Below are 18,204 nucleotides of genomic sequence, written 5' to 3' on the forward strand. Positions count from 1 at the left end.
CGATACGCCACGAACACGAGGATTTTTATCGCCGCCCGCCTCACCCTCGCGTACATGAACGCCGGTGGGGACTACGGCGGCGACGAACCGCGAGAGAAGTGCGGCGTCGTCGGCGTCTCGCTCGAGGACCGGGAGGCCGCGCGACCGCTGTACTACGCGCTGTACGCGCTCCAACACCGCGGCCAGGAGTCGGCCGGCATCGTCACGCACGACGGGTTCCAGCAGCACAGCCACGTCGAGCGCGGCCTCGTCGGCGACGCCTTCGAGGAGGGGGACCTCGCGTCGCTGTCGGGCGGCACGGGCATCGGCCACGTCCGCTACCCGACCGCCGGGAGCCTTGACAAGAGCTGTGCGCAGCCCTTCTCGGTGTCGTTCAAGTCCGGCTCGCTCGGGCTCTCCCACAACGGGAACCTCGTCAACGCCGACGAAGTGCGCGAGGAGCTCGCGGCCGCGGGCCACGCGTTCACCTCCGACGGCGACACCGAGGTGATCGCCCACGACCTCGCGCGGAACCTCCTCGAAGAGGACCTCGTGCGGGCGGTCAAACACACGATGAACCGCATCCACGGCTCCTACTCGCTGGCGATCACCCACGACGACACCGTGCTGGGCGTCCGCGACCCGCTTGGCAACCGCCCGCTGTGTCTCGGGAAGATCGACGGCGGCTACGTCCTCGCCAGCGAGTCGGCCGCCATCGACACGCTCGACGGGGAGCTGATCCGCGACGTCCGACCCGGCGAGCTCGTCGTCCTCGACCCCGACGGCACCGGCTACGACACGTATCAGTTGGTCGAGCGCGACGCGACCGCCCACTGTTTCTTCGAACACGTCTACTTCGCGCGCCCCGACTCCGTCATCGACGAGAGCCTCGTGTACGAGGTGCGCCGGAAGCTCGGCCGGAAGCTCTGGGAGGAGTCCGGCGTCGAGTCCGACGTGGTGATGCCCGTCCCCGACTCCGGGCGCGCCTTCGCCTCCGGCTACGCGGACGCGGCGGGCGAGACCACGGCCGCCGGCGAACCGCGGCCGGCGGACGACGGCGGCGTGGAGTTCGCCGAGGGGCTGATGAAGAACCGGTACGTGGGCCGGACGTTCATCATGCCGACGCAGGACGAGCGCGAGCGCGCCGTCCGGCTGAAGCTGAACCCGATTCGGTCGACTGTGGAGGGGAAGTCGGTCACCATCATCGACGACTCCATCGTCCGCGGGACGACATCGACGCAGCTCGTCGAGCTGGTCCGCGAGGCCGGCGCCGAGGAGGTCCACCTCCGGATCGGCGCGCCGCCGATCCTCGCCCCCTGCTACTTCGGCATCGACATGGCCACGCGCGACGAACTCATCGCCGCCGACGCCTCGACCGAGGAGATCCGCGAGGAGGTGGGCGCCGACTCGCTCTCGTACCTCTCCATCGACGCGGTCGCGGAGGCGCTCGGCGAGAGCCGCGCGGACCTCTGTCTCGGCTGTGTCACCGGCGAGTACCCCTTCGATGTCGAGGGCGAGGCGACCGACCGTGATGTCGACGCGCCGGTATCGGACCCGACGCCGGCGGACGACTGACCCTTCCGACTCGGCGCCGGCCCCGCACACGTTCGCCGCCGGGCCGCCCGCTCGGAACGTATCGGGGGCTTAAATACGATCACGGTCAGAGGTGCGAGCATGACAGGGAACACCGACGCCGCCGAGGGCGACGCCGCGTCGATGAGCCGCCGCGGATTCTTCCGCGCCGGGGCCGCCGGAGCGGCGGTCGCGGCGGGGGTCGCGGCCGGAAGCGGGACCGCCGCCGCCCAGTACGACGGGTGGCTCGAGGGCGTCAGCAACTACGACGGTACTCACGACTACCGCGGGCAGGACGAGGTCACCGTCTCGGTCGGCGCGGGCGAGAACGGGCTCCGCTTCGGCCCCGCCGCCATCCTCATCGACCCGGGCGCGACCGTCGTCTGGGAGTGGACCGGACAGGGCGGCGGTCACAACGTCGTCGCGGACGATGGCACGTTCGACAGCGGCTCGCCCGTCTCGGAGGAGGGCACGACCTTCGAGTACACCTTCGAGGACGCGAGCGACGGCGACACGTTCAATTACCTCTGTGAACCCCACCGGGCGGTCGGAATGAAGGGCGTCGTGGCGGTCGGGTCCGTCGACGACGACCCCGTCGACCCGCAGGCCGAGGGCGGCTCCGGCAGCGGCGGTGGCTCTGGTGGCGACGGCGGCGACGGTGGCTCCGGGAGCGGCGACTCGGGCGGGTCCGACGGCGGTCTCTCCGCGAGCGACATCGGAACGCTGGCGCTCGGGTTCGGCTTCGCCGGCGCGCTGCTCGTCCCGCTGTTCTACGCGGCACACAAGAAGGCAGAGCGGAACGCGTAGTCCTCTTCTCGCGTCTTTCCTCAGTAGATGTGGTACAGCAGCAGGTACACGCCGATCCCCATCGTGAAGGAGATCAGCCAGAGGACGGCGCCGACGAACCCGACCTGCGAGTGCCGCGTCTGATAGAGGTCCGCGTACGGGCGCGTCGCCGCGAGGAACAGCGCGTGGAAGACGAAGGGGACGCAGACGATCGCGAGCAGGATGTGGATCGCGAGGAAGGGGAGGTACACGTACGAGTAGACGAGCTCCGGCCCGGGGAACTCGGTGCTGCCGACGTGGATCAGTCGGTAGAGGTACGCCCCGAGGAACGCGGCGAACAGCGCGAACGAGGTCACCATGAAGTTCCGATGACGCGTCACGTTCCCGCGGGAGATCGCCCGCCAGCCGAGCAGGATCGTTGCGATCGCCGTCGCGGAGACGGCGGCGTTGAAGTGCGGGATCGCGGCGAGGACGGCGTCGCTCGCGCGCGGGAGCAGCGAACTCGGGATCACGCCGCCCACCGCGCCGAAGACGAGCGCGAGCGCGACGCCGGAGGCGACGGCGGTCAACACGGAGACGTTCTCGCGGGCCCAGTCGGACATGCCAGGACGGAGGGACGCGACCCCCAAACGCGTGCCGGTTGCGGTCGACGCGTTCCGGTCGCGGTCGCCGGATCGGGACGGCGGCGCGCCGCCCGCCGGTCTGCGAAACCCCGGCACGGCTCCCTCGAATGGAAGGGCTTTTAATTGGGGACAGGGTACGTGGAGACGCGACAGAACACCGCGAGCGTGGGTAGCCAAGCCAGGCCAACGGCGCAGCGTTGAGGGCGCTGTCCTGTAGAGGTCCGCCGGTTCAAATCCGGTCCCACGCATCGCTCGGGGCACACCCCCACCGATGCCGGTGTTGTCTCTACGACAGCACCCACGCACAATTCCTTTCGATGCTACGTGAGAAGTGACGACTACGATCCGAATGCTGCGGTCGCGAACTGCCCCACAGCCCCGGCCGCTCGGTTATAAATCGTTACTCGTGGACCGGCGGCGACCACCTCCAAAGCCCCAGTCGCGAGGGCGGCGCACGCTCGCTGCGCTCCTCGTTCGCTCGCTGCGCTCACTCACTACGGTGTTTACGTCGCCTGCGCCGCCCTCGCGACTGCCCTTTTGAGTCCCGCCCAGCACAGCACCGCGCCTCACGCCTCCCCAGCCTCGTCACCGGACGACGCCCGGTTGTAAGCGAGAGCGGGGCTCTCGCCCTGTCGGTGGTCCGGAGCGAAGCGGAGGACCACCGACTCCCTCGCGCGTGCTGGCTTCGCGGCCGCCGGGGGCGGTCGATCGCAGGCACGCGCCACCGCATCGGCTGTTTGTTGCTGATTGTCGCCTCGCCCGCGCGAACTGCCACCCTTTTAGTCGCGCGCCGTCGGAGTGTGGCGTAATGAGTACGGACGCGACCCCCGAGTACGACTACGAGGAACTGGGGCTCGTCGCCGGGCTGGAGATCCACCAGCAGCTCGACACCGAGACCAAGCTGTTCTGCGACTCCCCGACCGTCGAGCGCGACCCCGACGAGTCCGACCGGTCGATCACCCGACAGCTCCACCCGACGAAGAGCGAACTGGGCGAGCTGGACGACGCCGCGATGGAAGAGAGCCGCGTCGACCGCGAGTTCACCTACCTCGCGTACGACACGACCTGCCTCGTCGAGGAGGACGACGAACCGCCCCGCCGCGTCGACGGCGAGGCGCTCTCCGTGGCGCTCCAGATCGCCGACCTGCTCGACCTCTCGGTCGTCGACCAGGCGCACGTCATGCGGAAGCTCGTCATCGACGGCTCGAACACCTCCGGCTTCCAGCGCTCGATCCTCCTCGGGCAGGACGGCGAGATCGAGACGGAGTCCGGGTCGGTGTCGGTCGTCGACCTCATGCTCGAAGAGGAGTCCGCGAAGCGCGTCGAAGAGACGGACGACGGCGTCGTCTACTCGCTCGACCGGCTCGGCGTCCCCCTCGTCGAGATCGGGACGGGCCCGGACATCCGCAGCCCGGAGGGCGCGCGGCAGGCCGCCGAGCGCATCGGGATGCTGCTTCGCTCGACGGGTGCGGTCAAGCGCGGGCTCGGCACCATCCGGCAGGACGTGAACGTCTCCATCGCCGACGGCGCGCGCGTCGAGGTGAAGGGCGTTCAGGACCTCCAAGGGATCGAGGACATCGTCCGCGGCGAGGTGGGCCGACAGGCGGAGCTGCTCGAAATCCGCGACGAACTCCGCGAACGCGACGCGAGCGTCGGCGACGTGACGGACGCGACCGACGTCTTCGCCGACACCGAGTCGGGCGTCATCCGCGGCGCGCTCGACTCTGGCGGGAAGGTCACCGCGGTCCCGCTGTTCGGGTTCGACGGCCTCGTTGGCCGCGAACTCCAGCCCGACCGCCGGCTCGGCACGGAGCTGTCGGACCACGCGAAGCGCCACGGCGCGGGCGGCATCTTCCACACCGACGAACTGCCGGCGTACGGCGTCACCGAGGCGGAGGTCGACGCGCTACGCGATGCGGTCGGCGCGGGCGAGGCGGACGCGGTCGCCATCGTCGCGGCCGACCCGGAGACCGCCGACCTCGCGATCGAGGCGGCCGCGGAGCGCGCCGAGGCCGCGATGGAGGGCGTCCCCGAGGAGACCCGCGGCGCGAACGACGACGGCACGACCCGCTACCTCCGCCCGCTCCCGGGCGCCGCGCGGATGTACCCCGAGACGGACGTGCCGCCGGTGGAACCGGACCCCTCGGACGTGGAGACGCCGGAACTCCTCGACGAGAAGGCCGAACGGTACGCCGACGAGTTCGGCCTCGACGCCGGGCTCGCCGAGCAGGTCGCGTTCGGCCAGCGGTTCCCGCTGTTCGAGGCGGCGGTCGACCGCGGCGTCGACCCCACCTTCGCTGCGACGACGCTGGAGTCGACGACGACGGAGATCCGGCGCGACGGCGCGCCCGTCGAGCACCTCACCGACGACCACTTCCTCGCGCTGTTCGACCTCGTCGAGTCGGGCGACCTCGCGAAGGAGGGCGTCCCCGAGGTGCTGACGACGCTCGCCGAGGACCCCGATCTGACGGCGAGCGAGGCCGTCGAGGCGGCGGGCCTCTCGGGCGTGAGCGAGGCGGAGGTCCGCGAGGCGGTCGTCGAGGTCGTCGAGCGCAATGCGGACCAGATCGAGGCCGAGGGGATGGGGGCGTTCTCCGGGCTGATGGGCGAGGCGATGGGCGCGCTCCGCGGGAAGGCCGACGGGGAGGTCGTCTCCGACGTGCTTCGCGAGGAGATCGGCAAGCGCTCGTAACGCGTTCCGCGCGTCCCACACCGGTTAGGCCCCCTCTTTACGTGGCGCGAGTCCGTTATCGGAATTGAGGGTCATCTGATGGCAGACTCGCCTGTGGTCGACCAGTCGGACGATTCGTCCGCGTCGGACCGCGCGCCCGACCCGGCCGAGACGCAGACGGTCAGCGGCCGCGTCTCGGAGGTGACGAACCGCTTCGTTCACGCCGTCGAACTCGCCGCCGCGGCGCTGTTCGCGCTCCTGTTCGGTATCGGCGTCGTCGACCTCGCGATCCAGATCGTTGAGTCCGTCCCGACGGGAGAGATCACGAACCCGGAAGTGGTCATCGGCTTCATCGAGACGGGCCTCCTGCTGCTCATCATCGTCGAGGTGTACCAGACGGTCGTCGCGTACATCGAACAGAGCGACACCAGGCGGATCGTCAGGCTGGTGATCTACACCGGTGTCATCGCGATGGTCCGGAAGGTGATCATCTTCCGCACCACCGAGTACCCCTCGACGCAGGACGCGCTGTTCGCCGCCGTCTCCTACGGGACCGTAATGCTCGGGCTCGTGCTGCTGTTGTACGTCGAGCGCTCTGTCGGCGCCTCGCTGACGCCCGAGTGAGCCGCCGTCACTCGGTCAGCTCCTCGATCAACGTGTCGAGGTCGTACGTCGCCGGCGCGCGCGGCTCGTCGCGCAGCGCCGCGATGGTGAACGTCGAGTTCGTGCGCTCGACCTCGGGGATCGCCTCGAAGTCGCTGATGAGCCGCTCGACGGTGTCCGACGAGGAGAGTCGCGCGAGGACGACGAAGTCCGTCTCGCCCATCGTGAAGAACGCCTCCGTGACGCCCTCCACCGCCAGCAGCTCGTCCGCGAACTCCTCGTACGGGCCCTCGTAGCTCGCGAGCACCTCGACGATGACGGTGACGCCGAGCCCGAGCGCCTCGTGGTCGAGGTCGTACAGGTCGTTCTCGATGACGCCGTCCTCCCGGAGGTTGTTCAGTCGGTAGTGGATCGTCGACACCGGAATCCCGGTCTCCTCGTGGAGCCGCTCCGGGCTCCCGGTACCGAGATCGGATATCGCCTTCAACAGCCGCACGTCGCGCTCGTCCATACCCCCGGATCGACCCCCGACCGGTTGTATATGTCGACCGACAGGGTTGGAGGATACTCCAAGATGTCGGCGCCGTTCGGGGCTCGAATCGGATCTAATTCGTATGTCTGATTCTTCGTTTCGAATAACGCACTATCCGAGAGAATAGTTTAACTACGTCTGCGTCTTTCGAATTCATAACCAGTGAATCTCAGAAACCTCCTCTCTACTCCGGAAGCGGTCGTCGCCGCGTTCCTGCTGCTCGCAACGCTCTGGGGCACGTCCTTCGTCGCGATCGAGGCCGGCCTCCACTACTTCCCGCCGCTGTTGTTCGCCGGCGTCAGGTACGTCGTCGCCGGCGCGGTCGTGCTGGGCTACGCCGCGGTCGCCGCGGACCGGTGGATCCCGCGGGGCCGCGACGAGTGGCTCGGCGTCGCCGTCGCGGGCACGTTCGTGATCGCGGCGTATCACGGGTTCCTCTACCTCGGCGAGATCCGGATCTCCGGCGCGGTCGCCGCGGTCGTCGTGAGCCTCTCGCCGGTGTTGACTGCCGTCTTCGCGGCCGCGCTCCTCCCGAACGAACGCCTCGGCCCCGTCGAAATCGGCGGGTTCGCGCTCGGCGTCATCGGCGTGGCCGTGATCGCCGACCCGGCCGCGGCCGGGCTGGGCAGCGCGGCGGTCGTCGGCGTCGCGCTCGCGTTCGCCGGCGCGGCCGCCTTCTCTCTGGGCGCCGTCCTGCTGCGCCCGCTCCGCACCGACCTCCCGATCGCCGCGCTTCAGGGCTGGGCGATGGTGATCGGAGCCGGGCAGCTGCTCGTCGCGGCCGCCGCGATCGGCGAGTCGCCCGCCGCGATCGCCTGGAACCAGACGGCGATCGCCTCGCTCGCGTATCTGACGCTGCTCTCCGGCGTGGTCGCGTTCCTCCTGTACTTCGCGCTGCTCGACGCGGTCGGCCCGTCGCAGCTCCACCTCGTCGGCTACGCCGAGCCCGTCGTCGCCGCGGTCGGTAGCTGGGCCCTGCTCGGTCACCTCGTCGACGCCGAGGCGCTGATCGGGTTCGTCGCGATCCTCGCCGGCTTCCTCGTCTTAGAGCGCCGCGAGATCGCCGACTACGTCGGCGTCGACCGGTTGCGAGAGTAGCGGCTCACGGAGACGCCTCTCGCGGGTTCCGGTCGTTCACCCCTCGCGGATTTCGGCGACTCACCCCTCCACGTCTCGGCTCAGCCCCGCGCGGAGGTCGCGGCCGAAGTAGTGGCCGAGCAGCGCGAGCACCAGCCCGACGCCCCCGCCGACCGCGACGAGCGGGAGCCCCCACTGCGAGAGGTAGTCGATCCCGATCGGGAGGAAGCCGACGCCGAGGACGCTTGTCACCGCGCTCGCGGCGCCCGCGGCGGCGCCGGCGGTCCCGGTCTCGACGTAGCGGCGCGCCGACAGCACAAGGCCGAGCAGGAACGCGGCGACGAACACGCCGCCCGCGGTCCCGACCGTCCCGCCGATGAGCGGGATCAGGCCGCCGACGAACACGCCGACCGCGACCGCGACGAGCGCGAGACCGAACGCCTTCGCCGAGAACCACCGCCCCGAGACGCCGACCCGGCCGGCGTCCCCGGAGCCGGCCTCGCTCCCCGCCGTCGGCTCGGCGCTCGCGGCCCCGCCGGCGTCGGCCTCTGACTCTCCCTCGCCGCCCGCGAGGTCGTCGTCGAGGAGGTCGTCGAGGTCGTCCATCGGGTCGTCGGACGACTCGCGCTCCTTGGAGGGTTGCATACCGGACCGTTCGGGCCCGCGGACTTGGCTTTTGTGCCGCGAGCGGTGTCGTCACGCTTTCCGCGCGCGGTCGCGTGCCACGCGCTACCGTTCGCCGTTTCACCGGAAACGCGGTGTGGCCCGGCGCGGTCGCGGCCGCTACCCGTCGCCGCCCGACCGCCGCCCGCCCCACACGCGCTTGTCGACGAGCGCGACCGTCATCGGGCGGTCGACCGCGATCTGACAGGAGAGCCGCGGGTAGCCGAACCGGTCGGCGAGGCGGTCGTGCCACTGGTCGGCCGGCGGCCCCTCTCGGACGCGGACGCCGCAGGTGGCGCAGATCCCCCGCCCCCCGCAGTTGAGCCGGCGCGTCGCGGACGCGTACGGCGACAGGCCGGCGTCGAGCATGACCCGCCGGAGGTTGCGACCGCGCTCCACGGCGAGTTCGACGCGGTCGTCGCCGTCGACGACGACGAGCGGGACCGTCTCGGACCCGCTCCCTGACCGTCCGCCGGCGTCCTCGTCGGGTTCGTCCTCGGTCATCGGCGTCCCTTCGCGCGCCGCACACAAAGCGTCCCGGACCCGGAACGGCTTTCGGCCCGGGCGTCGGAACGGGCGACATGGACACGCGGCGCGCGCTGCTCGACGCCCTCGCTGCCGACGACGGCCCCGTCTCCGGGCCCGCCCTCGCCGAGTCGCTCGGCGTCTCCCGGGCGGCCGTCTGGAAGGCGGTCGAGGGGCTCCGCGAGGACGGGTTCGCGGTCAAGTCGACCGCGGCGGGGTACGTCGCCCCCGACGAGCCGGGGTACTCCGGACCGGGGATCGCGTTCGGCCTCGACGCACCCTACTCCGTGGAGTATCACGACCGGATCGCGTCGACGAACGAGCGGGCCCGGGAGCTCGCGGCGGAAGGGGAGACCGACGTCGCCGTAGTCGCCGACGAACAGACCGGGAGCCGCGGCCGCCTCGACCGGGAGTGGGTCGCGCCGAGCGGCGGGGTCTGGCTGTCGGTCCTCACCCGGCCGGACGTGCCGACCGCGCGGGCGCCGCTCTTCACCCTCGCGGCCGCGGTGGCGACGACTGACGCCGCCCGCGAGGCCGGCGTGGACGCGCGGATCAAGTGGCCGAACGACGTGCTCGTCGGGGGTGACGGAAGCGGCTCCGAAGTGCCAGATCCCGCCGCCCCCGGCCGCGGCGGCCCGAAGCTGGCGGGGATCTTGACGGAGATGGAGGGGGAGGCCGACCGGGTCGGCTGGCTCGTCGTCGGCGTCGGCGTCAACGCCAACCTCGACCCCGAGACGCTGCCCGCGGGCGCGACGTCGCTGTCGGCGGAGCGCGGCGGCCCGATCGACCGGCGGCGGTTCGCCGCGACGTTGCTCGAACGTTACGCGGAACTGACCGCCTCGCCCGGCGCGCTCGACGAGGTCCTCCCCGCGTGGCGCGAGCGGGCGAGCACGCTCGGCCGGCGCGTCCGGGTCGACACCGCCGAGGGGGTCGTGGAGGGCACCGCGGTCGACGTGACGGAGCCGGGTGCGCTCGTGGTCGACACCGACGAGGGCCGGCGGCGCGTCCACGCGGGCGACTGCGAACACCTCCGCGACGCGGCCTGACCTCCGCGACGCGGCCTGACTCCCAGCCGACGCGCCGCGGCTCGCTACCCCGTCTCCGTCGCGTCGGAGACGGACCCGTCCGCGTCGGCCCCGGCGGCGCCCGTCTCGCCCGCGGTCGCGGTCTCGCCCGCGGTCGCCGCGTCCTCGTCGTCGCCGATCCGGACGGTCAACACCGGCACCGACGACCCCCGGACCACCTTCTCGGCGACGCTACCGAGGAGGAGGCGGTCGATCCCGCCGCGCCCGTGGGTCCCCATCACGACGAGGTCGCAGCCCGTCCGTTCGGCGTGGGTGATGATCTCGCGGCTCGGCGAGCCGTCGACGACGGACGTCTCGACGTCGACGCCGCGGTCGGCGGCGAGTTCGCACACCGTCTCGAGCGCCGCCTCGCCGTCGTCGTACAGCAGGTCGCCCACCCCCTCCCACGTCGTCTCCATCGGCATCCCGGCGTACCGCGCGGTGTCGACCACGTATATCGCGCGCACCGACGCCCCGTGGACCGCGGCGAGGTCGAGCGCGTGACACACCGCTAACTCCCCCTCCGAGGAGCCGTCGGTCGGGACCAGAATCCGGTCGTATAGGGGCATGTTCACGTGTAGCATGACGACCGGGAGGGATAACCCTTTGTTCTTGCCGGTTTCTCGCCGCAGTCCGGTGGCGTCCGGGCCGAGCGCACGCTTATGCTCTCTCGCACGACGGGTCGGTATGTCCGACGAGATCAACCGCTCCCGCCTCGAATCGACGCTCGCCGACCGCGCGTACCCCGCCGACCGCGGAGCGCTCGCCGACTCGGTCGCAGGCACGACGGTGTTGTTCGCCGACGGCGACGCCGACCTCGGCGACCTCCTGGCCGAGGTCGACCAGGCGAGGTTCGAGGGCGCCGCCAACGCGCACGCCGCGCTCCAGAATGTCCTCCCGATCGAGGCGCTCGGGGAGCCCGGGCAGTCCGACGGCGACGCGTAGATCGGGCCTCCCGCGACGGCTCGCGGCCGGGCCCCTCCCTCGTCACCGATCCCCACGCCACGGCGCGTCTCGCATCGCTTTTGCCGCCGCGCCGCGCAGCGGTGGTAATGAGCTATCGGATCGGTCTCGTCGGCAAGCCCTCGGTGGGCAAGTCGACGTTCTTCAACGCCGCGACGATGAACGACGTACCGGAGGGGGCGTACCCGTTCACAACCATCGACCCGACCGTCGGCGAGGCGTACGTCCGCGTCGACTGCGCCGCGCCCGAGTTCGACGAGACCTGTACGCCGAGCGTCGGCGTCTGCCGCGAAGGGACGCGGTTCGTCCCCGTGAAGCTGGTCGACGTGGCCGGGCTCGTCCCGGGCGCCCACGAGGGCCGCGGGCTCGGCAACCAGTTCCTCACCGACCTCAACGAGACCGACGTGCTGATCCACGTCGTCGACTTCTCGGGGAAGACCGACATCGAGGGCGAGGCGACCGAGAGCCACGACCCCCGTGAGGACATCGACTTCTTAGAGGAGGAGCTCGACGCGTGGTACCTCGACGTGTTGGAGAAGGGCTTAGAGAAGTTCGAGACGCGGTATCACGGCGCCGACGCGGCCATCGAGGCGGAGCTCGCCGACCAGATGTCCGCGTTCGGGACCGACAAAGACCGGATGAAACGCACCATCCTCGCGCAGGACCTCGAACTCGACCCCGAGACGTGGGACGAGACGGACAAGGTCGAACTGGCCCGCGAGATCCGCAAGCGCACGAAGCCGATGGTGATCGCCGCCAACAAGATGGACACCCCCGAGGCGCAGGCGAACTGGGCGGAGATCACGAGCGACCCCGACTACGACCACCTCTCGTTCGTCCCCGCGAGCGCCCACGCGGAGAAGGCGCTGAAGAACGCCGACGACGCCGGCGTCGTCGACTACACGCCCGGCGACGACGCGTTCGAGGTCGTCGGCGACGTCTCCGGGGAGCAGAAGGCCGGCCTCGACCAGATCTCCGAGTTCGTCGACGAGTACGACGGCACGGGCGTCCAGGGCGCGCTCGAGTCCGCCGTCTTCGACGTGCTGGGCTGTATCGCCGTCTTCCCCGGCTCCGCGAACGGGAGCAAAGACGAGAAGGGAGTCTTCCGCGACTGCTTCATCCTCCCCGAGGGGTCGACGACGGAGGACTTCGCGTACCACATCCACTCGGACATCGGCGAGGGGCTGCTCCACGGCACCGACTGCCGGAGCGGCCGGCAGGTGGGCACCGACCGCGAGCTCTCCCACCGCGACGTGATCGAACTGGTCTCGACGAAGCAGGCCGCGCCGTAGCCGCTCCGACGAGGCCGCCGACCCCGCTGGCCGCTCTTCCGAACGACCTCCGTGCGTCCGGCCGGTCACGATACGATATCGCGGACCGCGTCGGGAACGTCGGCCCGGTCGACCTCCCGAACGGACGAGCCCTCGACCTCGGTCGCTCCGTACTTGTACCCCGACCCCGTCAGGATCGCGGCCACGTCGTCGTCGGGGCCGAACTCGCCCACCGCGGCGAGCTCTCGCACGGCGGCCGTCGCCACCGCGCACGACGGCTCGACGGAGACTCCGGCGTCGGCCGCGAGCCGGTCAGTCTCGGCCAGCATCGACTCCTCCGAGACGGAGACGACGCCGCCGTCTGTCGCCCGGACGGCGGCCAGCGCGCGGTTCCCGCTCGGCGGGTCGGCGTTGTTGATCGAGACGGCCGCGGTCGGCTCGCCCGCGACGGGTTCGACGCGGGAGTCTCCCCGCCGGAACGCCCGCGCGATCGGGTCACAGCGGGCGGCCTGCGCGAGGTAGATCCGCGGGATCGACGGGAGCACTCCCGCCGCGTCCAGCTCTCGGAGCGCCTTCCAGACGCCGCTCGCCTGTCCGCCGCTGCTGACCGGCAGGACGATCGCGTCGGGCGCGTCGGGAGCGAACGCCTCGCAGATCTCGTACGCCACCGTCTTCTGGCCGGCGACCCGGAGCGGGGCGTCGGAATTGAGGAAGGCGACCCCGAGGTCGTGGTCGAGCGTGTCCTCGTAGAGCCGCCCGTACTCCCCCCGGACCCGGAACAGGTGCGGGTCGTGCTGGGCGATCATCGCGAGCCGCGAGTCCGGCGTGTCCTCGGCGACGAGGATCGCGGCCTCCCGGTCCAGCGCCGCCGCGTGCGCGGCGACGCTCAGTGCCATGTTGCCGTGCGAGACCGTCCCGACCGGGCCGTCGATGCGGGCCATCCCGACGGCCGTCCCCCGGTCCTTGAAGCTCCCCGTCGGGTTGGTCCCCTCGACCTTGAGGTGGACCCGCGGCCCGTCCGCCGGCTCGATCGACGGCGCGCGGAACAGCGGCGTGCCCCCGGCGGCCGCGGCGAGGCCGCTCGGAACGGTCGCCGCGGGTAGGACGGGCTCGTACCGCCAGAGGGAGTCTCGCCCGAGCCGCACGCCACCGCCGCCGCTCGCCTCGGGCCACGAGAACCCGGTCCCGTGCGTGTCGAACCAGAGCGGCTCGCCGCACGCGCAGCGGGCCGCCTCGCCGGCGGGGTACGTCTCGCCGCAGTCGTAACAGACCAGTCGTTCCATACGCCACGGTCTCGGTCGCGACACAAATCGTTGGTCACGGGCGGGCGCCGCGACCGCGGCAGCGCCCGGGGGTTCCCTCGTCTTTTTTGAGTCGCGGCCACACCGGTCACGCATGGGTACGCCAGGCGAGTTCGGCGAGTTCGGCGGCCGACACGTCCCGGAACCGCTGGAGGAACCGTTGGCGGAGCTGGCGGCGGCCTACGAGGAGGCCGTCGCCGACGACGAGTTCATGGCGGAGTTCCGTGACCTGCTCGAACACTTCGCGGGGCGGCCGACGCCCGTCTTCTACGCGGAGACGCTCAGCGAGCGGTACGGCGCGGACATCTACCTCAAACACGAGGACCTCCTCCACGGCGGGGCGCACAAGCTCAACAACACGCTCGGGCAGGCGCTGCTGGCCAAGCGGGCCGGGAAGGACCGCCTGATCGCGGAGACCGGGGCGGGGCAGCACGGCACCGCGACGGCGATGGTCGGCGCCCTGCTGGACCTCGACACGACCGTGTACATGGGCCGGCACGACATGCAGCGACAGGAGATGAACGTGTTCCGGATGCGCCTCATGGGCGCGGACGTGGAGCCGGTCGACCGCGGCAACGAGGGGCTCGCGGAGGCGGTCGACGCCGCGTTAGAGGACTTCGCCGAGAACGTCGACTCGACGCACTACCTCGTCGGCAGCGTCGTGGGGCCCGACCCGTTCCCGCGGATGGTCCGCGAGTTCCAGTCCGTCATCGGGACCGAGGCCCGCGAGCAGATCCAAGAGCGCCACGGCGACCTCCCCGACGCGTGCGTCGCCTGCGTGGGCGGCGGGTCGAACTCGATCGGCCTCTGGCACGCGTTCAAGGATGACGACGTGATGTTCTACGGCGCCGAGCCGGGCGGCACCGACGACGCGAACCACTCGGCCCCGCTCTCGAAGACGAAACAGGAGGAGCCGCGGATCTTCCAGGGGATGAAGACGAAGACGATCGGCGACGACACCGAGAACCACTCCGTCTCCGCCGGGCTCGACTACCCCGCCATCGGGCCGGAGCACGCCGCGCTCCAGGAGATGGGCCGCGCGGAGTACCACGCGGTCTCCGACGACGAGGCGCTGGCCGCGTTCCGCGAACTGAGCGAGGCCGAGGGGATCATCCCGGCGCTGGAGCCGGCCCACGCCCTCGCGCTGACCGCCAAGCTCGCCGAGGAGGACCGACACGACACGCTGTTGGTCAACCTCTGCGGGCGCGGCGACAAGGACATGCAGACGGCGGCGGAGCACTTCGATCTCTCCGGGTGAGGTCACCTCTCCGGGCGAGACTCTCCCGCCCGATTGACCCCTTCCGGCGCGGCGCTCAGAGCTCCTTCTCGAAGTGGACGAGTTCGTACGCGCCGGCGGTCGAGGTGTCCGTCCGCTCGTATCCCCGACTCGCGTAGAAGTCGAGCGCCGCGGGCTGGCGCGTCGAGGTCGTCGCGAGGAGCGTCTCGAACCCACCGGAGGCCGCCCGCCGCTCCAGCTCGTCGAGCAGCGCCCGTCCGTAGCCGCGCCGCTGATACGGCGGCGCGACGCGCATCCGGTGGAGCTCCGCGGCGCCGGGGCGGTCGCGCTCGTCGCCGTGCCCGGCCTCGTTGGGCACGTAGCCGCCCATCGCGGCGAGCGTCCCGTCGTGGGTCGCCAGTTGGTCCGGGGCCCGTGACGCCGCCGAATCCACCGACTGCCGCTCCGGCGACGGATCGTCCGGCGACTGGTCGGCGTCGACGGCGTCGACGACGCCGACGACGAACGCGCCCCCCGCGTCGAGGTACGACGCCGCCACGGACCGCAGGTCGTCGGTGCCGGGGATGTCGGACGGGTCGACCCCGGTCTCCCGCATCGCCCACTCGTGAAGCGCCCACACGGCCGCGTCGTCCCGCGGATCGTACGACCGGAGCGAGAGTTCGTTCGCGTCCACGACGAACCGTGACGGCGCGTCCGGCTTGAAGACACGGATCGCGGGGGGCGCGCTCGCTCTCGGAGCGTCGACGTTACCGCACATCCGCGCTCGACGCGTCCGCGCTCAGCGCGTCGACCCTACTCACCGCCAGCGATCTCTTCGAGGCGCTCCGTCCCGGCCTCGACGTGGCCCCCGTGGAAGCAGACCGTCTCCGCCACGTCCCGGTCGGCGAGGACCGCGACGCTCTCCAGCGCGGTGTCGAGGTCCGGGGTCATCTCCGGGCTGAGCCCGGCGAGTTCGCCGTCGGCGACGGTGAGCGCGTCGGCGCTGACGAGCAGCTCGGCGCCGGGGAAGTACGCCGACACGTGCCCCGGGCCGTGGCCGGGGGTCGGGACGACCTCCGTCGGACCGGCCGCCGTCGCGAACGTCTCGCCCCCGGTCAGGCGGACGTCGACGGTCGCCGGTTCGATCGCCGTCGGCCGCTCCTCGCTCGACTTGACGAGCTCCTCGTCGCCCTCCAGGTACGGGGCCTCTGCCTCGTGGGCGAACACGGCGGCGCCGGTCCGGTCGACCACGGCCGCCAGACAGGCGGCGAGGTCGAGCTCCTAATGCGTGACGAGGACGCCCCGCGCGTCGTCGAGGGACAACCCCTTGTCCGCGAGCGCGTCTCCGAGGACGCCGACCTCGTCGGGCAGGCCCACGTCGATCAGGAGGAGTCCCTGCGGGGTCTCGACCGCGGTGGGAGTGAGTGTCGCTTCCCGGCCGTCCAGCGATACGTGTAGCGGGAGTGCGCGTACGCCCGGCGCGAGTTCCATGGCGAACGCTGGTCGCCGATCGAGTTCGAGCGGGCGAGCCTCGACGGACTCACTCGGGCGCCGGGAGCTCCTCGGCGACGTTCACGTCGTGTCCGGCGACGTACCCGTTCAGCTTGGCGGCGAGCGGCGACTCTCGCAGCTCGGCGCCGTCGTATCCGGCCGCGTCGAACGGCTCAATTAGTGACGAGGCGGACCTGAGCCTGTACTTCTGGTGGTAGTCCTCCGCGGGAGAGAACCGCGACAGCCGCTCGACGCGCGTGTCGATCCCGTCGGCGGTGAGTCCCCGCGCCGAGAGGAACTCGTCGAGGGCCTCCCGCTGGGCCGCGCGCTCGACGAGGACGACGTTCTGGTACTGCGTCTTCCGGGACTGCCGCCGCGGGTCGTGCGCCGCGAACACCCGTTCCAGCACATCCCGGTACGATATCGTTTCGGGGTCGAAATCGACCTGAACCACCTCCGTGTGGTCGCCCAGCGAGTGGTACGTCGGGTCACGTTTGGTCCCACCCGCGTACCCCGCGCGGGTGCGGACGACGCCCTCCACCGCGCCGAACTGCGCGTCCGGGCCCCAGAAGCAGCCGACGCCGAACGTCGCCGTCTCGGTCTCGCCGGCGTCGGCCGCGCGGCGGTCGTACTCGCGTACCTGTGTCCGTGTGAGTTCCATGGGTGCCACCTGTCTGTAGAGCCGCCGGAGCGCGGTTCGCGGGTCGGACCGCATCGCCCGTGTCTCGGGCTCGCAGACGGATACATTGCGCGCCGCCCCACGTCGAGCGTCTCGTTCGGCCGGGACCCAAACCACTTGAGGTGGGGCCGCGTCGCGGCGGACATGAGCGCTCACTCGACCGAACCGGCCCGCCTCGAATTCGGCGTCCTCGGGACCGCGGGAATCGCCGACAAGGCCGTCGTCCCGGCGATCGCCGCGAGCGACCACGCCGTCGGCGCGGTCGCGTCCCGGGACGCCGACCGCGCGGCGTCGTTCGCCGCCCGCCACTCGATCCCCCGCAGTTACGGCACCTACGAGGCACTGCTCGACGACGACGCCATCGACGCGGTGTACGTCCCGCTCCCCAACGGGCTCCACGGTGAGTGGACGAAACGCGCCGCGGACGCCGGGCTCGCCGTCCTCTGCGAGAAGCCGCTGGCCGCCGACGCCGCCGAGGCGCGAGCGGTCGCCGACCACTGCGACCGCCGCGGCGTCACCCTGATGGAGGCGTTCATGTACCGGTACCACCCCCGGACCGAGCGCGCCGTCGAGCTCGCCGCGACGGAACTCGATGACGTGCGCACGGTGACCGCGACGTTCCGGTTCCCGCTGTCCGACCGCCCGAACGACGTTCGACTCGACCCGGAGCTCGCCGGCGGGTCGCTGATGGACGTCGGCTGCTACCCCGTCTCGCTGGCTCGCACCGTCCTCGGCGCTCCCGACCGGGCGTACGCCCACACGGGGGACACCCGCGACGCGGGCGTCGACACCGAACTCGCGGGCGTGCTTGCGTACGGCGACGGCCGGTCGGCCCGGGTCGCCTCCGGGTTCGACACCCGCCACGTCGAGCGGTACCGCGTGGACGCGACGAACGGGTGGGTCGCGGTCGAGAACGCCTTCGACGCCCCGGCCGACGAGCGGCTGGAACTGGAGTACGAGATCGACGGCCGTCGCGGGGTCGAGACGTTCCCGGCGGTCGATCAGTACCGGCTTCAGGTCGAGCACTTCGCCGACCGCGTCGCCGGCGACGCGACCCCCGTGACCGACGGCGCGTCGGCCGTTGCGAACATGCGGATCCTCGACGCGCTGTCGGAGAGCGCCGCGAACGGTTCTCCGATCGACCTCTGACTCGGATCGCTTGGGGTACAGATCGCCGTCGCTCCGGCG

At 71.4% G+C, this 18,204-nt stretch carries 20 protein-coding genes and 1 tRNA gene; 12 read left to right on the forward strand and 9 right to left on the reverse strand.

The annotated features are described in order from the left end of the window. Positions 1 to 54 precede the first annotated feature (54 nt). Positions 55 to 1,554, forward strand: a complete 1,500-nt coding sequence (purF, locus tag EXE52_RS12820; protein WP_049929348.1) for an amidophosphoribosyltransferase — start codon at positions 55 to 57, stop codon at positions 1,552 to 1,554. A gap of 99 nt (positions 1,555 to 1,653) precedes the next feature. Continuing rightward, positions 1,654 to 2,358, forward strand: coding sequence for a halocyanin domain-containing protein (locus EXE52_RS12825; RefSeq protein WP_089307552.1), 705 nt, complete (start codon positions 1,654 to 1,656; stop codon positions 2,356 to 2,358). 20 nt (positions 2,359 to 2,378) lie between these two features. Here the strand turns inward: EXE52_RS12825 and EXE52_RS12830 are convergent, their stop codons facing one another. Further along, entirely contained in the window at positions 2,379 to 2,939 is a 561-nt protein-coding gene (locus tag EXE52_RS12830) for a DUF420 domain-containing protein (RefSeq protein ID WP_089307553.1), read from the reverse strand. Positions 2,940 to 3,123: 184 nt separating this feature from the next. Here EXE52_RS12830 and EXE52_RS12835 point away from each other — a divergent pair. From EXE52_RS12835 to EXE52_RS12845, 3 genes are all read left to right on the forward strand, one after another. Next, positions 3,124 to 3,208: transfer RNA gene (locus tag EXE52_RS12835), tRNA-Leu, on the forward strand. A 560-nt stretch (positions 3,209 to 3,768) separates the two neighbouring features. Further along, positions 3,769 to 5,652 (forward strand): Glu-tRNA(Gln) amidotransferase subunit GatE, encoded by a 1,884-nt coding sequence (gatE, locus tag EXE52_RS12840; RefSeq protein WP_049929352.1) that lies wholly within the window; start codon positions 3,769 to 3,771, stop codon positions 5,650 to 5,652. A 78-nt stretch (positions 5,653 to 5,730) separates the two neighbouring features. Beyond that, positions 5,731 to 6,255 (forward strand): phosphate-starvation-inducible PsiE family protein, encoded by a 525-nt coding sequence (locus EXE52_RS12845; RefSeq protein WP_049929353.1) that lies wholly within the window; start codon positions 5,731 to 5,733, stop codon positions 6,253 to 6,255. A gap of 7 nt (positions 6,256 to 6,262) precedes the next feature. On the opposite strand, the gene EXE52_RS12850 is transcribed toward EXE52_RS12845, so the two are convergent. Then, positions 6,263 to 6,745: an Lrp/AsnC family transcriptional regulator gene (locus tag EXE52_RS12850; protein ID WP_049929354.1), complete on the reverse strand. Its 483-nt coding sequence runs from the start codon at positions 6,743 to 6,745 to the stop codon at positions 6,263 to 6,265. Between the two features lie 183 nt (positions 6,746 to 6,928). Here EXE52_RS12850 and EXE52_RS12855 point away from each other — a divergent pair, with 183 nt between their 5' ends. Next, entirely contained in the window at positions 6,929 to 7,864 is a 936-nt protein-coding gene (locus EXE52_RS12855; protein ID WP_049929356.1) for a DMT family transporter, read from the forward strand. A gap of 60 nt (positions 7,865 to 7,924) precedes the next feature. On the opposite strand, the gene EXE52_RS12860 is transcribed toward EXE52_RS12855, so the two are convergent. Together EXE52_RS12860 and EXE52_RS12865 are read right to left on the reverse strand one after the other, a co-directional pair. Further along, positions 7,925 to 8,488, reverse strand: coding sequence for a hypothetical protein (locus EXE52_RS12860; protein ID WP_049929357.1), 564 nt, complete (start codon positions 8,486 to 8,488; stop codon positions 7,925 to 7,927). Between the two features lie 138 nt (positions 8,489 to 8,626). Beyond that, positions 8,627 to 9,010, reverse strand: a complete 384-nt coding sequence (locus EXE52_RS12865; protein ID WP_049929359.1) for a 2Fe-2S iron-sulfur cluster-binding protein — start codon at positions 9,008 to 9,010, stop codon at positions 8,627 to 8,629. A 77-nt stretch (positions 9,011 to 9,087) separates the two neighbouring features. On the opposite strand from EXE52_RS12865, the gene EXE52_RS12870 reads away from it, so the two are divergent. Further along, complete coding sequence (locus EXE52_RS12870; protein ID WP_086215570.1) at positions 9,088 to 10,077, forward strand: biotin--[acetyl-CoA-carboxylase] ligase; 990 nt, start codon at positions 9,088 to 9,090, stop codon at positions 10,075 to 10,077. 44 nt (positions 10,078 to 10,121) lie between these two features. Here the strand turns inward: EXE52_RS12870 and EXE52_RS12875 are convergent, their stop codons facing one another. Continuing rightward, positions 10,122 to 10,664: a universal stress protein gene (locus tag EXE52_RS12875; RefSeq protein ID WP_049929361.1), complete on the reverse strand. Its 543-nt coding sequence runs from the start codon at positions 10,662 to 10,664 to the stop codon at positions 10,122 to 10,124. A 118-nt stretch (positions 10,665 to 10,782) separates the two neighbouring features. On the opposite strand from EXE52_RS12875, the gene EXE52_RS12880 reads away from it, so the two are divergent. Both EXE52_RS12880 and EXE52_RS12885 read left to right on the forward strand, forming a co-directional pair. Beyond that, the gene (locus EXE52_RS12880) at positions 10,783 to 11,040 is read left to right on the forward strand and encodes a hypothetical protein (protein ID WP_089307554.1); all 258 of its coding nucleotides are present in this window, start codon (positions 10,783 to 10,785) and stop codon (positions 11,038 to 11,040) included. 107 nt (positions 11,041 to 11,147) lie between these two features. After that, a complete protein-coding gene (locus EXE52_RS12885) occupies positions 11,148 to 12,350 on the forward strand; it encodes a redox-regulated ATPase YchF (RefSeq protein ID WP_089307555.1) in 1,203 nt (400 codons plus the stop codon). A 65-nt stretch (positions 12,351 to 12,415) separates the two neighbouring features. Here EXE52_RS12885 and EXE52_RS12890 read toward each other — a convergent pair whose 3' ends face one another. Next, complete coding sequence (locus tag EXE52_RS12890) at positions 12,416 to 13,612, reverse strand: pyridoxal-phosphate dependent enzyme (protein WP_089307556.1); 1,197 nt, start codon at positions 13,610 to 13,612, stop codon at positions 12,416 to 12,418. 112 nt (positions 13,613 to 13,724) lie between these two features. On the opposite strand from EXE52_RS12890, the gene trpB reads away from it, so the two are divergent. Beyond that, positions 13,725 to 14,888 (forward strand): tryptophan synthase subunit beta, encoded by a 1,164-nt coding sequence (gene trpB / locus EXE52_RS12895; RefSeq protein ID WP_049929365.1) that lies wholly within the window; start codon positions 13,725 to 13,727, stop codon positions 14,886 to 14,888. Positions 14,889 to 14,943: 55 nt separating this feature from the next. On the opposite strand, the gene EXE52_RS12900 is transcribed toward trpB, so the two are convergent. Together EXE52_RS12900 and EXE52_RS18775 are read right to left on the reverse strand one after the other, a co-directional pair. Next, positions 14,944 to 15,540, reverse strand: a complete 597-nt coding sequence (locus EXE52_RS12900) for a GNAT family N-acetyltransferase (RefSeq protein WP_086220053.1) — start codon at positions 15,538 to 15,540, stop codon at positions 14,944 to 14,946. 119 nt (positions 15,541 to 15,659) lie between these two features. Further along, positions 15,660 to 16,106, reverse strand: a complete 447-nt coding sequence (locus EXE52_RS18775) for an MBL fold metallo-hydrolase (RefSeq protein WP_255510319.1) — start codon at positions 16,104 to 16,106, stop codon at positions 15,660 to 15,662. A gap of 24 nt (positions 16,107 to 16,130) precedes the next feature. Here EXE52_RS18775 and EXE52_RS18780 point away from each other — a divergent pair, with 24 nt between their 5' ends. After that, entirely contained in the window at positions 16,131 to 16,304 is a 174-nt protein-coding gene (locus tag EXE52_RS18780; RefSeq protein ID WP_241988251.1) for a hypothetical protein, read from the forward strand. An 82-nt stretch (positions 16,305 to 16,386) separates the two neighbouring features. Here EXE52_RS18780 and EXE52_RS12910 read toward each other — a convergent pair whose 3' ends face one another. Next, the gene (locus EXE52_RS12910) at positions 16,387 to 16,998 is read right to left on the reverse strand and encodes a peptide-methionine (S)-S-oxide reductase (protein WP_049930071.1); all 612 of its coding nucleotides are present in this window, start codon (positions 16,996 to 16,998) and stop codon (positions 16,387 to 16,389) included. A gap of 162 nt (positions 16,999 to 17,160) precedes the next feature. On the opposite strand from EXE52_RS12910, the gene EXE52_RS12915 reads away from it, so the two are divergent. After that, positions 17,161 to 18,165, forward strand: coding sequence for a Gfo/Idh/MocA family protein (locus EXE52_RS12915; protein WP_089307558.1), 1,005 nt, complete (start codon positions 17,161 to 17,163; stop codon positions 18,163 to 18,165). Positions 18,166 to 18,204: the final 39 nt, after the last annotated feature.

This window comes from Halorubrum sp. CGM4_25_10-8A, assembly GCF_005435025.1.
GTDB lineage: Archaea > Halobacteriota > Halobacteria > Halobacteriales > Haloferacaceae > Halorubrum > Halorubrum ezzemoulense.

Coding starts and splice junctions, on each gene's coding strand:
- purF (WP_049929348.1), top strand. CDS start 55: ATGAACGCCGGTGGGGACTACGGCGGCGACGAACCGCGAGAGAAGTGC.
- EXE52_RS12825 (WP_089307552.1), top strand. CDS start 1,654: ATGACAGGGAACACCGACGCCGCCGAGGGCGACGCCGCGTCGATGAGC.
- EXE52_RS12830 (WP_089307553.1), bottom strand. CDS start 2,939: ATGTCCGACTGGGCCCGCGAGAACGTCTCCGTGTTGACCGCCGTCGCC.
- gatE (WP_049929352.1), top strand. CDS start 3,769: ATGAGTACGGACGCGACCCCCGAGTACGACTACGAGGAACTGGGGCTC.
- EXE52_RS12845 (WP_049929353.1), top strand. CDS start 5,731: ATGGCAGACTCGCCTGTGGTCGACCAGTCGGACGATTCGTCCGCGTCG.
- EXE52_RS12850 (WP_049929354.1), bottom strand. CDS start 6,745: ATGGACGAGCGCGACGTGCGGCTGTTGAAGGCGATATCCGATCTCGGT.
- EXE52_RS12860 (WP_049929357.1), bottom strand. CDS start 8,488: ATGCAACCCTCCAAGGAGCGCGAGTCGTCCGACGACCCGATGGACGAC.
- EXE52_RS12865 (WP_049929359.1), bottom strand. CDS start 9,010: ATGACCGAGGACGAACCCGACGAGGACGCCGGCGGACGGTCAGGGAGC.
- EXE52_RS12870 (WP_086215570.1), top strand. CDS start 9,088: ATGGACACGCGGCGCGCGCTGCTCGACGCCCTCGCTGCCGACGACGGC.
- EXE52_RS12875 (WP_049929361.1), bottom strand. CDS start 10,664: ATGCCCCTATACGACCGGATTCTGGTCCCGACCGACGGCTCCTCGGAG.
- EXE52_RS12880 (WP_089307554.1), top strand. CDS start 10,783: ATGTCCGACGAGATCAACCGCTCCCGCCTCGAATCGACGCTCGCCGAC.
- EXE52_RS12885 (WP_089307555.1), top strand. CDS start 11,148: ATGAGCTATCGGATCGGTCTCGTCGGCAAGCCCTCGGTGGGCAAGTCG.
- EXE52_RS12890 (WP_089307556.1), bottom strand. CDS start 13,612: ATGGAACGACTGGTCTGTTACGACTGCGGCGAGACGTACCCCGCCGGC.
- trpB (WP_049929365.1), top strand. CDS start 13,725: ATGGGTACGCCAGGCGAGTTCGGCGAGTTCGGCGGCCGACACGTCCCG.
- EXE52_RS18780 (WP_241988251.1), top strand. CDS start 16,131: ATGCGTGACGAGGACGCCCCGCGCGTCGTCGAGGGACAACCCCTTGTC.
- EXE52_RS12910 (WP_049930071.1), bottom strand. CDS start 16,998: ATGGAACTCACACGGACACAGGTACGCGAGTACGACCGCCGCGCGGCC.
- EXE52_RS12915 (WP_089307558.1), top strand. CDS start 17,161: ATGAGCGCTCACTCGACCGAACCGGCCCGCCTCGAATTCGGCGTCCTC.